This window comes from Massilia sp. CT11-137 (assembly GCF_047302885.1).
GTDB lineage: Bacteria > Pseudomonadota > Gammaproteobacteria > Burkholderiales > Burkholderiaceae_D > Telluria > Telluria orientalis.
Map to the genome: position 1 here is coordinate 421,925 of NZ_JBKYMP010000001.1, position 12,829 is coordinate 434,753.

Here is a 12,829-nt window from a genome sequence, read left to right on the forward strand (position 1 = left end):
AATGGCGTTTGCAATTGTCCGGCTTGGAGACAAGACGACACATGGCGGTGTTGTGATTACCGCATCGCCGGTGCATACGTTGCGCGGTATTGGCATCGCTCGCAAGGGAGACATGGTTTCGTGTCCGCTACCGGGGCACGGGATAAACGAGATCGTAGAAGGTTGTCTTGTGTTCAGTGTCGGTGGCCGCAGCGTGGCGCTGCACGGCCACAAAACCGCGTGCGGCTGCTCGCTGATTGCCAGCGCTATCGATGCAACCCAAGGGTAATGTAGCGTTTTCCGTGCTCCAGTCGGCCAACGTGGCGTCCCGGTATAAATCGCTGAGCATGCCGTGAAAAACAGGTTTCCCTTGGTGATAAATCTATGCTCCTCTACCAAGTCATGTGGTTGGCCGTTCCACTTCTCTGGGGGCTGCTGCTGTTGTCATATTTCAGTCGCAAGGTGTATTACCGGGACCGATCGATGATCTTTGAGGCTTCGATTTCCCTGTTGTCTTCATTGATGCTGTTTTTCGCCTGGTGGCTGATACTTCCGATCCTGGTGCTATTGCCGCTATCGCTCTATTTCGCGTTCCGCTGCTATAGAAAGACCGTCGCACGCTTTCACGGTTTCCCCATTCTTGCGCGTGTCGCGGGCTTGCTACCGATGGCGGTGGCACTTGCGACTTTGCCAGCAATAAATTACTTCTTTGCAGATTCGTATCGGGCATAACCGCCTGCGTTTCGGCATGCTAGCCCAGCATCAACCCATCCAACCCAAACGGCGGCGCCTTCCCGCGCATGAGATCCGCCAGCAAACTCGCCGTCCCACAAGCAAACGTGAACCCAAGCGGCCCGTGCCCCACGTTCAGCCATAGGTTCGAATACGGGGTGGCCCCGATGATCGGCGCACTGTTCGGCGTCGCCGGCCGCAGCCCGGCCCACGGCGTGATCCGCGTATAGTCCGCCGCACGCGGCATCGTTTCCTTCACCTGGCGCGTGAGACTGTCCAGCCGATGAGCGTTCAGGCTCAGGTCTTCACCGACCATGTCGACCATCGCCGCCACCCGAAGTTTGTCGCCAATGCGTGCATACAGCACCTTGCGTTCGAAGTCGGTGACGCTGATCTCGGGCGCCACGTCGTCCTGGCGGATCGGCGCCGTCAGGCTGTAGCCCTTCAGCGGGTAGATCGGCAACGACAGACCCGCCGATTCCCCAAGCATGCGGCTCTGCATGCCGGCCGCCAGCACGTACGCGTCGGCCGACAGCACCCCGGCCGACGTCTGCACGCCGGCGATCCGGCCGCCGCCAGTGACGAAGCGCAAAGCCTCGCCATGCACGAAGCCCGAGAAGCGCGGATGTGCGCCGATGCGTTCAGCCAGCGCCACGCAGAACGCGTAGCAGTCGGCCACCGCTTCGCCACTGTTGTAGATGCCGCCCGCGAGCTTGTTTTCCATCGCGGCCAGCGCGGGTTCGTGCGCCACGCATTCGGAAGCATCCCACACGGCGCCGGCATTCGGCTTCGCGGCCGCCGCGTCGAACGCGGCGCGCGTGCGGTAGACGACCAGCTTGCCCGCGTCGCGCCATTCGAATGCGTCCAGCGGCACGACCGGTTCCAGAGATGCCATCGCGCGGCGCGACAGCTCGCCCAGTTGCAACAGCTTGTTCGTCGTCTTGCGGTTCAGGTCGGCACGGCAGTTGGCGAGGAAGGCGGCCAGCCAGCGCCACTGGTGCGCGTCGAATTGCGGGCGGAAGCGCAGCGGGCCATGTTCCTGGAACAGCCACTTCAGGGCCTTCAGCGGCACGCCCGCGTCCGCCAGCGGCGACACGTAGCGGTAGCTCAGTTGCCCGCCATTGCTGTAGCTCGTGCCCGTGCCCACGCCCGGTGCGCGTTCCAGCAGCGTGACCCGGTAGCCGGCTTCGAGAAGCCACCACGCCGAGGTCAGGCCGACGACGCCGCCGCCGATGACGATTACTTGTTGCATCCGTGCACGCTTTTGATCATGGACATGCGAAGAAGCTTAGGGGCTGGCCCTGCGCTCGGCTAATGAATGTAGAGCGGCCGGGCATAACCGGGGTTCATGTTACCGCGTGTTGATATAACGCCGTCAGGATGCGCTCCTGGAACCGCGCCAGCGACGAATACTTGCCCTTGTTGGCGGGCGCGAACGGATCCGTCGACGTGCCGCCCACCAGCACGATCATCCCGTTCCGGCGCTTCGGATCGAATGCGAACACGGACATCAGCCCATACGCATCGCCCAGGTGCCCGACGGCCGGGAAGCCGCCGCCCTCGACCAGCCGGCTCCCCGTTTCGTCCGGGAACTGTTCATTGCCGAGACCCCAGCAGTGAAACAGCCCGTCCGATGTGTCGCCGTTGCGGCCGTCATACGTCCATTGCCGGCTGAACATCAGCGACAGCGTGGCTGGCTTCAACAGCTGCGGGCCTTGCCCCATCAGCATGCGCATCACGACCCCCATGTCGCGCGCGCTGATGCGCAGGCCGCCGGTCGGACTGAACGGCGTCGCGTTCGTGCCGATGACATAACGGTCGACGGCAACAGGCGGTTTGACGCTGTAGTCGTCGGCCTGGGCGATCCATGGGCCGGCCGGATCCCACACCTCCGTGTCGACCGTGCGCTTGCGGTACAGCGTGGCCAGATTGGCCAGCACATTTGGCGGCAGTTCTGAGGGGAGATAGCCCGCCTGCAAGCCCAGCGGCTCGATCAGCAGGCGCCGCATCAGGCGATCGAAGCGTTCGCCGGTCACGCGTTCCATCACCGTACCGATCACGCCCCACCCGAGGTTGCAGTACGTGAAGTAGGCGCCCGGACCCGCGTTGGCCGCGAACATCCGGGCGTCGATGACATCCTTCAGCGCGACGTCCGTACCCCACGAATAGCCGGCATCGTCGCGCAATGAGGACGTGTGCGTGAGCAGGTGGCGCAGGGAAATTGACTGGTCAGGGAAATGCGGATTGCGCAACGTAAAACCGAGGTAGCCGGAAACGTCGGCGTCGAGGTCGACCTTGCCGCTCTCATACAGACGCATCAGCCCGAGCGTCGTCATCATCTTCGAGATCGACGCGATGCGGAACAGCGTATCCGGCCCGACGGGCTTGTCCGGCAGACCATCGTGTCCGATGAAGCGCCGGCCGAATTGATACGAATAGCTGACCTGCCCGGCACGGACCGTCAGCACGGACAGGCTCGCCAGCTCGCAGGCCGGATCCGCGGCGATGGCGGCGAGTTCCCTGTCCAGCCGGCGGGGCGGCGCGGCCAGCAACGGTCCGGCCGCCCCCAGCAACGCCATGCCCAGCATATTCCGTCGCGCTCTGTTCATCGTCATCCCCATATGATGGCCATGCAGGCGAGAATACGGACTGATCCCGCGCCGGGCAAATACAGCGATGTCAATCCCGCATAACTTTTCGGAATGACAACGGCCGATCCTTTCATGACAGCCCCGGCGGCATCGGTATTACACTGGTCATGTCCGCACATCCAGGTCGAACAACAACGCGATGCTGAACACCGAAACCCCCGCCCCGCAACACGCGTCCCTCGATCAATATCCCACCGCCGAGCTGGTCAACGTGCTCGTCGACGACCAGTTCAAGGCCGTCGAGGCCGTACGTGCCGCCGCGCCGCGCATCGCCGCGGCCGTCACCGCCGCGCTGCCCCGGATGGAGCGGGGCGGGCGTCTCGTCTACGTGGGCGCCGGGACGTCCGGCCGGCTGGGCGTGCTGGACAGCGTCGAGCTGTACCCGACGTTCTCCTGGCCGCACGACCGGGCCGTCGCGCTGCTGGCCGGCGGGACGGATGCGATGTTCGTCGCCGTCGAAGGTGCCGAGGACGATGTGGACCAGGGCGCGACCGATATCCGCAACGCGAACGTGGGGCCGGACGACGTCGTGCTGGCCATCGCCGCATCGGGCGCGACGCCGTACGTGCTGGGCGCCCTGCGGGCCGCGCGGGCCGCCGGGGCGCTGACGATCGGTTTCGCGAACAATCCGGAGGCGCCCGTCGCCGGCGAAGCCGAGATCGGCGTCACCCTGGACACGGGGCCGGAAGCCATCTCCGGCAGCACGCGTTTAAAAGCGGGCACGTCGCAGAAGATCGCGCTGAATACCTTCTCAAGCGCTTTGATGGTGCGTTTGAACAAGGTTTATGGCAACCTGATGGTAGACTTGAAGGCGACCAATGCCAAGCTGGTCCGCCGTGCCATCCGCCTGACGTCGTTCGCGACCGGGGCCGACGAGGCGGCGGCCCGCGCGGTGCTGGCGCAGTGCGACTTCCATGTCAAGGTCGCGATCGTGGCCTTGTCCAAGAACATCCCTGTCGAGCAGGCGCGTGCCCTGCTGGAGAGCGCGCGCGGCAGCGTGCGCGCCGCCCTGGCCGGCTGACGCGGCGCGGGGGCCCCAGCAACGCCCGCCGGCCGACGACGAAAGAACATGCAGACTACGCAATCCAAGAACCCGTGGCTGTGGGTGCCCTCGTTGTATTTCGGCCAGGCCATCCCCTACATCGTCGCCAACAGCCTGTCCGTCATCATGTACAAGGACATGGGGCTGTCCAACACCGACATCGCCTTTTATACGAGCCTGCTGTACCTGCCCTGGGTGATCAAGCCGCTGTGGTCGCCGGTGGTCGACCTGTTCGGCACCAAGCGCGGCTGGACGGTGTCTCTGCAACTGGTGCTGGCCGCCGCGCTGGGGGCCGTCGGCGGGACACTCCACTTGCCGTCGTTCTTCATGATCAGCCTGGCGGTCATGTGGGTGATGGCCTTCGCGTCCGCCACGCACGACATTTCCGCCGACGGCTTTTATATGCTGGGCCTGCGCCAGCAGCAGCAGGCCGCCTATGTCGGCGTGCGCTCCACGTTTTATCGGCTTGCGACGCTGGCCGCGCAGGGACCGCTCGTGATCCTGGCCGGCCATCTCTCGACATCGTTGGGCGACGTGCACCAGGCGTGGAGCATCGTGTTCTTCGTGCTGTGCGGGCTGTTCTTCGCCTTGTGCGCGTGGCACCAGGCCGTGCTGCCGCGACCCGACACCGACCACCGGGCGACCGAGGGCAAGGAGGGAATCACTAAGCCCCTTGCCAGCTTCTTCGCCACCTTCGCCAGCTTTTTCCGCAAGCGCGACATCTGGCTGATCCTCGGTTTTATTTTGACGTTCCGCCTGGGCGAGTCGCAGCTGCTGAAGCTCGTGGCGCCATTTTTGAAAGATCCGGTCAGCGCGGGCGGGCTGGGTCTCACGACCGAGCAGTACGGCACCGCCTACGGCACCATCGGCATCATCGCGCTGACCATCGGCGGCCTGTTCGGCGGTTACCTGATCTCGCGCCTGGGCCTGAAACGCTGCCTGTGGCTGATGGTCCTGGCCGTGCACCTGCCCGACCTCGTGTTCGTGTACCTGTCGTCCGCGCAGCCGCAGAATTTCGGCGTCATCTGCGGCTTCCTCGCGATCGAGCAGTTCGGTTACGGCTTCGGTTTCACCGCCATGATGATGTACATGATCATGGTGTCGGAAGGCCCGTACAAGACGGCCCATTACGCGATCTGCACGGGCCTGATGGCGCTCGGCATGATGGTGCCCGGCATGTGGAGCGGCAAGCTGCAGGAGATGATCGGCTACCAGCATTTCTTCGTCTGGACGTGCCTCGCGACGATCCCCGCCTTCGCGATGGCGGCATTGGTAAAAATCGATCCGGAGTTCGGGAAGAAGTGAACAATAACCGCCTCGTGTCGCTCGACGCCTTCCGCGGTTTTACCATTGCCGCGATGGTGCTGGTCAATAATCCGGGCGACTGGGGCCATCTGTACGGACCGCTGGAACACGCCAGGTGGAACGGCTGGACTTTTACGGACTGCATCTTCCCGTTCTTCCTGTTCATCGGCGGCGTGGCAATGGCCTTGTCGCTGGGACGCCTCGCCGCGGCCGGTGCCGACAGGCCCCGTTTGCTCGCCAAGCTGGCGAAGCGCGCGCTGCTGATCTTCCTGATCGGCTTCCTGCTGAACTTCATGCCGTATTTCAATATCGACAAAGTGCGCATCCCCGGCGTGTTGCAGCGGATTGCGCTGTGCACGTTGCTGGCCGCGCCCATCGTCGTGTATTGCGGCTGGCGCGCGCAACTGGCCGTCATCGCGGGCGTGCTGGCGCTGTACAGCGTGCTGATGCTGTACGTGCCCGTGCCCGGCATCGGCGCCGGCGTGCTGGAGCCCGGGCAGGACTTCGGCGCGTGGGTCGACCGCACGCTGCTGGGCAATCACCTGTGGGTGCAATCGAAAACGTGGGATCCCGAAGGCATCGTGTCCACGTTGCCCGCGCTGTGCAGCCAGCTGTTCGGCGTGCTGGCCGGCCGCTGGCTCGCGTCGAGCGTGGACCGCACGCGGCAGGTGGTCGGACTGGTGGTCGCCGGCATCGCGTGCGTCGCGATTGGGATGTTTCTCGATATCATTCTCATGCCGATCAACAAGAGCCTGTGGACACCGTCGTACTGCTTCCTGATGACCGGCTTGGCCTGCCTGGCATTTTCCGCATTCTATTGGCCGCTGGACGTGAGCCCCTCTTCCCGCGTACGTACGCTGGCGGCGCGCTGGACTCTTCCGTTCATTATCTACGGCATGAACGCATTGTTCATCTTTGCGTTTTCCGGATTTGTCGCGAAAATGCTGGGCTATGTAAAATTCGCGCAGCCGGACGGCAGCCCGCATACGCTGGGGCAGGTGTTGTACGCGCCCATCGCCGCGTTGCCGGTCGGTGCCGTCAATACGTCGCTGCTGCATGCCGTGTTGTTCGATGCGTGCATGTTCCTCGTCGCGTGGGGCATGTGGCGCAAACGGTGGTTCGTCAAAGTCTAGGAGTTGGTGTTGCAACCTGATCAAAAACGACGCGCATTCGCGTTCGCGGGAGTCGCCGGTGCGCTGGCGATGGGCGGCCTCATGTCGGGCTGCAGTTCGACGCCTCCGCTGGTGAGCAACGTCCCCGCCGGCGACGAGCCGCCGCCCGCCCCGCGTGAATTCCGGGCCGCCTGGGTGTCGACCGTCGCCAACATCGACTGGCCCAGCAAGCCGAACCTCTCCGCCGACAGGCAGCAGGCCGAAGCCATCGCCATCCTCGACCGCGCCAAGGCGCTGAACCTGAATGCCATCGTGCTGCAGGTGCGCCCATCCGCAGACGCCATCTATCCGTCCAGGCTGGAACCGTGGTCGGAATACCTGACGGGCCTGCAGGGCCAGGCGCCGCAGCCATGGTACGACCCGCTGAAATTCTGGGTCACGCAGGCGCACGCGCGCGGGCTCGAGCTGCACGCGTGGTTCAACCCGTACCGCGCCCGCCACAACGGCGCCCGCTCGCCGGCCGCGCCGAACCACATCACGCGCACGAATCCGTCCGCCGTCAAGACCTACGGCAAATACCAGTGGATGGATCCGGGCGAGGAAGCCGCCGTCAAGCAGACGCTGGACGTCGTGCTGGACGTCGTGCGCCGCTACGACATCGACGGCGTCCACATCGACGATTATTTTTATCCGTACCCGATCGAGGCCCCGACGGCGACCGGTGCGGAAGGCGCGGCGCTGGAAGGCCGCACCGCGAAGGCTGAGCTGGATTTTCCCGACGAACCCGCGTGGCAGCGCTACGTGGCCGGCGGCGGGCGGCTCGATCGCGCGTCGTGGCGGCGCCAGAACGTCAACCGCCTGATCGAGGCGATGTACGAGGGCATCCACCGCGAGAAGAGCTGGGTGCGCTTCGGCATCAGCCCGTTCGGCCTGGGTCGGCCGGACCGGCGGCCGCGCGGCATCGTCGGCTTTTCGCAGTACGACAAGCTGTATGCGGACGCCGAGACGTGGCTTCAAAATGGCTGGCTCGATTATTTCTCGCCGCAGCTGTACTGGGGCATCCGCCAGCCGGGCCAGGCGTACGACGTGCTGCTCGATTACTGGCTGACGCAGAACCCGAAAGGCCGTCACGTGTGGCCGGGCCTGTTCACGAGCCGCGTCGGCGCGCCGACGAAGGAGTATCCACCGCAGGAAATCCTCGACCAGATCGACCACACGCGGGCGCGTCCGAACGCGAACGGCCACTTGCACTTCAGCATGGCGCCGCTGATGGAAAACCGCAAGGGCATCAGCGACCAGCTGCGCACCGTGTCGTATCCTGGTCCCGCACTCGTGCCCGCGACGCCGTGGCTCGGCAACGAAGCGCCCGGCGCGCCGTCCGTCGCGGCCGTGCGCAAGGGCCCGTCCGTGTATTTGAAACTCGTGGCCGGCAAGGCCAATGCGATGTACGCGATCTGGTCGCGCTTCGGCAACCAGTGGCGCTTCGCCGTGGCGCCCGCATCGCGCGTGGACTGGGCCGTGCCCGACGATGCGAAGCTGGGCGCGGCGGATGCCATCGTCGTCAGTGCCGTCGACCGTCTCGGCAACGAAAGCCCCAGGATCGAAGCCTGGCGCAAGGCATAACCTTGGGTCATGCATTGCACGCCACCATTCATTCGCCCGTTGAGCGCCTGACGGCGTACACTGGCGGGTGATCATGATCGATTCGCAACCCGAACCTATACCGCCGAGCCCGGCTGGCAGCCTGGGGCTCGGCATCGACGCCGGCGGCACCGAGACGCGTTGGGCTCTTGCAGCGCCCGGCGGCGCCATCGTGGCCGAGGGCCGCGTCGCCGGCCTGTCGGCACTGCAGATGGGCACGCCGCACGGCCGCGACGCCGTCCGCGCCACCTTCGCCGAACTGGCAACGCAAGCTCTCGTGCACGGCGTGCCGGGCCGGGTGGAAGCGGGCCTGACGGGCTTCGGCGGCGACAGCGAACTGCTGCAGCGCTGGCTCGCGGAAGAACTGCATCTCGACCCGGGCCGCATCCACTTCTGCAGCGACATGGAAATTGCCTACCGCGCCAGCTTCGCGCCGGGCGAAGGCTATCTCGTGTACGCGGGCACGGGCTCCATCGGCGCTTTCGTCGACGCGCACGGCCAGTTCCACCGCGCGGGCGGACGCGGCGTCGTGCTGGACGATGGCGGCGGCGGCTTCTGGATCGCGAAGGAGGCGCTGCGCCACATCTGGCGCCTCGAAGACGAGCGGCCCGGCAGCTGGGAACAATCGCCGCTGGCGCAAGCCGTGTTCGACTACGTCGGCGGCGCCGACTGGGCATATTCGCGCCAGTTCATCTATGGCCAGGAACGGGGCGCCGTCGGCAAGCTGGCGCTCGCGGTGGCGGCGACGGCCGATAAGGATCCCGTCGCGGCCGACATCCTGCGCGCGGCCGGCCGCGAACTCGCGCGCCTCGCGCTGGCGCTGACGGGGCGCTTCGGACCGCGTCCGGTCGCCGTGTCCGGGCGGGCGGCGGAGCTGCATCCGCTGATCGTCGACACGATGCGGACAAGCGTGCCCGGCATCGCCTTGACGCAGACACCGGGCCAGGCCCATCACGCGGCGGCGCGCATGGCGCTCGCCGCCGATCCATCCAACACCACGACATCGACATGAAGACACTCGTCGCGACCCTGCTCCTCGCCCTGCTGGCCGGCTGCGCCACGCCGCCGCCCACCGGACCGCAATACGACCACACGTACACGGCCCGCGGCCAGAGCAGCCGCGCGCGCTTCCTCGTGCTGCACTACACCGTCAGCAACCGTGCGGATTCGATCAAGATCCTGACCCAGCAGGAAGTCAGCGCGCATTACCTCGTCACGGACGATCCCGTCCCCGTCATCTACAACCTCGTCGACGAAAAGAACGCGGCCTGGCATGCCGGTAACTCGAGCTGGAAGAATTTCACGCAGCTGAACAACAGCTCGATCGGCATCGAGATCGTCAACCCGGGCTGGCAGGACACGCCGGGTGGCCGCGTCTACGCGCCGTTCCCGCAAGCGCAGATCGACGCGCTGATCCCGCTCGTGCGCGACATCGTCACGCGCCACCACATCGCGCCGGAAAACGTGCTGGGCCACTCCGACATCGCCCCGCTGCGCAAGCAGGACCCGGGCCCGATGTTCCCCTGGCGCCAGCTGGCGGCTGCGGGCCTCGTCGCGTGGCCGGATGCGAACCGCGTCGCGATGCTCGTGCCGATCTTCCAGGTCCAGCTGCCGGACATCGCCTGGTACCAGAAGAAACTGGCGACGTGGGGCTATGGCCTCGTCCAGTCGGGCGTGCTCGACGAGCAGACGCGCACCGTACTGTCGGCATTCCAGATGAAATACCGTCCGGCCAACATCGACGGCAATCCGGACGTCGAGACGGCCGCGCTGCTGGAAGCGCTGACGAACCCGACCGGTCCGTTGCCGCAGCCGTTGCCGGCGCCGGTCATCACGGCGCCTGTCATCATTCCGGATGCGACGCCGATGCCGCCGCAGCCTCCTGTCCCGCCTGAGCCGCCGGTGCCGCCTGCACCGCCTGAGCCGCCGCAGCCGCCGGTGCCGCCGGTGCCGCCGGTGCCGCCTGCACCGCCTGAGCCGCCGCAGCCGCCGGTGCCGCCGGTGCCGCCGGCGCCGCCGGTCCCCGTGCAGCAGTGACCGGGAACTGAGCGATGCGCCTGCGCCATATCGAAGTCTTCCACGCCATCATGCAGGTCGGTACCATCAGCGGCGCCGCGCAGGTCCTGCACATCTCGCAGCCGGCCGTGACGAAAGTCCTGCAGCACGCCGAACTGCAACTGGGCATGCCGCTGTTCGAGCGCGTGCGCGGCAAGCTGATTCCGAAGCCGGAGGCGCACCGCCTGTTCGCCGAGACGGAAAAGCTGAACCGCGACCTGCAAGGTATCCGCCGCCTGGCCGCGAGCCTGAAAAACCGCGCCGAGGAAACCGTGCGGCTCGTCTCCACGCCGACGATCGCCGTTTCCGTGCTGCCCGCCGCGCTGACCGTGTGGCGCCGCGACTTCGCGCAGACCCGCTGCGAACTTGCGACGTTCCACACGAACGAGATCGTGAACGCGTTGCGCCTCGGCGAGGCCGACCTGGCGCTGTCGCTGCAGGACCCGCGCCACCCCGGCATCGAAGCGGAGCCGATCGCGCAGGGCGCGCTGATGGTGATGGCGCCGGCCGGCACGTGGACCGCCGCGGAGTGCGCGCAACCGATCACGCCGTCCGGCCTCAGCGGCGAGTTGATCGGCCTGGCCGACCGCGACCCGCTCGGCGAAATGGTCGTGGCCGCATGCGAGGCGCAGGACGTGCACCCGGTGTTTCGCACCGTCGTGCAGACGTACCAGATCGCGAGATCTCTCGTCGAGGCGGGTGCGGGCACGGCGGTGCTCGATCCGTTCACGGCCGCGTCCGCAGCACCGGGCAAGGTGCAGTGCCGCCCGTGGGCGCCGACGATCCCCGTCCAGCTGTACCTGCTGACGGCCAGCCACGCGCCGCTGTCGCACGGCGCGCGCGAACTGGCCATGTGCATCGGCGCCACGGCGCGCAATTTGTTGGGTCAAGGATGTGCATGAATACCATCGCCAGCGAGCACATCGCCGGCCACCCCGAGTTCCGCCATCTGTCGACCATCGCCGGCATCGCCGTCGACCTGCGCTACGCGACCCCGGACAATTTCGTCGGCCGCGATTTGTACTCTCCCTACGATTGCGCCTGGCTGCACCGCGACGCGGCGTTTGCGCTGGAGCGCGTCGTCGCGTGGCTGAAGGCCCGACGTCCCGGCTGCACGCCGCTCGTCCTCGATGCGCTGCGTCCGCAGCGCGTGCAGCAGCAACTGTGGGATGCGCTGGCCGGTACCGATCTGCAGATGTATCTCGCGCATCCGCAGCGGGGTTCGATCCACTCGTTCGGGATGGCGCTGGACATCACGATCCTCGATGAGCGGGGCCGCGAGCTCGACATGGGCACGGGCTTCGACGACATGACGGAACTGTCCCATCCCGCGCTGGAAGCCCGCTTCCTGGCCAGCGGTGAACTGTCGGCGGAGCAGGTGGCCAACCGGCAATTGCTGCGCGACGCCATGTGCCAGGCCGGTTTCGTCGGCATCAACACGGAGTGGTGGCATTTCGATTGCGGCGACCGCAACCTCGTGCGCCAGACTTTCCGCCGCGTGCTCTGACCCCGTCGCACGGTGCTGTCGCGCCACGCTGACGGCACCCGTGCACGCTTGAGCAAGCTCATTCTCCTGAATTTCTCCGCCGGGACAATCAGTCCACTGACCCACGCCCACGCGAAGGAGAAAGAGATGAAGAGCTCGTTGTTGTCCGGTTTTATCCTGCTGATCATGACCGCGCTGGCCGGTTGCGGCACCGACGCCGGCAGCCGGTTCGCCGCGCGCGACACGACGGTCGAGTACTACCGCGTATTCGACATCAAGACCGACGCCGCACGCGAGGCCGTGGCCGGGGCGGCCACCGCAGGCCTCAACCGCAATGTGAAGGAAGCCTCCATCGCGACGCCGGCCGCGGAGGCCACCGAGCTGCCGGGCCACTTCAGGATGGCCGACCCGACGAGCGCGGCGCCCGGCACCGCCGTCGACAAGAGCCCGAGCTGCGAAGGCGCCGCCTGGACCGCGAAGGCCGCCCCGCAAATACGCGGCGGCGACAACATGAACATGGTCGCCTGCCTGTTCCCGTACAAGAACGGCTACCACCTCGACATGTACGCCGTGTTCACGAAGCCCGAAGGCGGCTGGCTGTCGTGGCCGCGCCGGGTCGGCGGCATGATGCTCGGCACACCGGAAAAATTCACCGAGACCACGATGCTGGACATCGTGCGCTCGATCCGCGCGAACACGAAGGCGCAAGTGTCGCTGGTGGAAGCGAAACCCAATCTGCCGGGAACGCCGTGGCTGGAGGGTGGTGACGCGCCGCTCGCCGCAGCCGGACAGGTCAGCAAGCCGTAGGGTGGGCGGCTATACCCGG

At 66.3% G+C, this 12,829-nt stretch carries 12 protein-coding genes and 1 pseudogene; 11 read left to right on the forward strand and 2 right to left on the reverse strand.

Features of this window, described 5'->3' with window-relative positions:
* Position 1 precedes the first annotated feature (1 nt).
* Both ACEN98_RS01970 and ACEN98_RS01975 read left to right on the forward strand, forming a co-directional pair.
* A complete protein-coding gene (locus tag ACEN98_RS01970) occupies positions 2 to 268 on the forward strand; it encodes a PAAR domain-containing protein (RefSeq protein ID WP_413381000.1) in 267 nt (88 codons plus the stop codon).
* A 95-nt stretch (positions 269 to 363) separates the two neighbouring features.
* Entirely contained in the window at positions 364 to 711 is a 348-nt protein-coding gene (locus ACEN98_RS01975; protein ID WP_413381002.1) for a hypothetical protein, read from the forward strand.
* Between the two features lie 19 nt (positions 712 to 730).
* Here the strand turns inward: ACEN98_RS01975 and ACEN98_RS01980 are convergent, their stop codons facing one another.
* Positions 731 to 1,963 carry a D-amino acid dehydrogenase gene (locus ACEN98_RS01980; protein WP_413381004.1) on the reverse strand — a complete coding sequence of 411 codons (1,233 nt, stop codon included), beginning with the start codon at positions 1,961 to 1,963 and terminating at the stop codon, positions 731 to 733.
* A 94-nt stretch (positions 1,964 to 2,057) separates the two neighbouring features.
* Positions 2,058 to 3,320, reverse strand: coding sequence for a serine hydrolase domain-containing protein (locus tag ACEN98_RS01985; RefSeq protein WP_413381006.1), 1,263 nt, complete (start codon positions 3,318 to 3,320; stop codon positions 2,058 to 2,060).
* Between the two features lie 181 nt (positions 3,321 to 3,501).
* Here ACEN98_RS01985 and murQ point away from each other — a divergent pair, with 181 nt between their 5' ends.
* From murQ to ACEN98_RS02030, 9 genes and pseudogenes are all read left to right on the forward strand, one after another.
* Positions 3,502 to 4,383 (forward strand): N-acetylmuramic acid 6-phosphate etherase, encoded by an 882-nt coding sequence (murQ, locus tag ACEN98_RS01990; protein ID WP_413381008.1) that lies wholly within the window; start codon positions 3,502 to 3,504, stop codon positions 4,381 to 4,383.
* A gap of 48 nt (positions 4,384 to 4,431) precedes the next feature.
* Entirely contained in the window at positions 4,432 to 5,709 is a 1,278-nt protein-coding gene (locus ACEN98_RS01995; RefSeq protein WP_413381010.1) for an MFS transporter, read from the forward strand.
* Positions 5,706 to 6,842 carry an acyltransferase family protein gene (locus ACEN98_RS02000; protein WP_413381012.1) on the forward strand — a complete coding sequence of 379 codons (1,137 nt, stop codon included), beginning with the start codon at positions 5,706 to 5,708 and terminating at the stop codon, positions 6,840 to 6,842. Before ACEN98_RS01995 ends, ACEN98_RS02000 begins: the two co-directional genes overlap by 4 nt.
* Positions 6,843 to 6,851: 9 nt before the next feature.
* A complete protein-coding gene (locus tag ACEN98_RS02005) occupies positions 6,852 to 8,444 on the forward strand; it encodes a glycoside hydrolase family 10 protein (RefSeq protein WP_413381014.1) in 1,593 nt (530 codons plus the stop codon).
* A 73-nt stretch (positions 8,445 to 8,517) separates the two neighbouring features.
* Positions 8,518 to 9,474 carry an N-acetylglucosamine kinase gene (locus ACEN98_RS02010; RefSeq protein ID WP_413381016.1) on the forward strand — a complete coding sequence of 319 codons (957 nt, stop codon included), beginning with the start codon at positions 8,518 to 8,520 and terminating at the stop codon, positions 9,472 to 9,474.
* Positions 9,471 to 10,247: pseudogene (locus tag ACEN98_RS02015) on the forward strand (N-acetylmuramoyl-L-alanine amidase); the annotation flags it as partial. The gene ACEN98_RS02010 and the pseudogene ACEN98_RS02015, both read left to right, overlap by 4 nt.
* Positions 10,248 to 10,513: 266 nt before the next feature.
* On the forward strand, positions 10,514 to 11,419 hold the full coding sequence (locus ACEN98_RS02020; protein WP_413381018.1) for a LysR family transcriptional regulator: 906 nt from the start codon (positions 10,514 to 10,516) through the stop codon (positions 11,417 to 11,419).
* On the forward strand, positions 11,416 to 12,024 hold the full coding sequence (locus tag ACEN98_RS02025; protein WP_413381020.1) for a M15 family metallopeptidase: 609 nt from the start codon (positions 11,416 to 11,418) through the stop codon (positions 12,022 to 12,024). Before ACEN98_RS02020 ends, ACEN98_RS02025 begins: the two co-directional genes overlap by 4 nt.
* A 126-nt stretch (positions 12,025 to 12,150) precedes the next feature.
* Entirely contained in the window at positions 12,151 to 12,810 is a 660-nt protein-coding gene (locus ACEN98_RS02030) for a hypothetical protein (protein ID WP_413381022.1), read from the forward strand.
* Positions 12,811 to 12,829 lie beyond the last annotated feature (19 nt).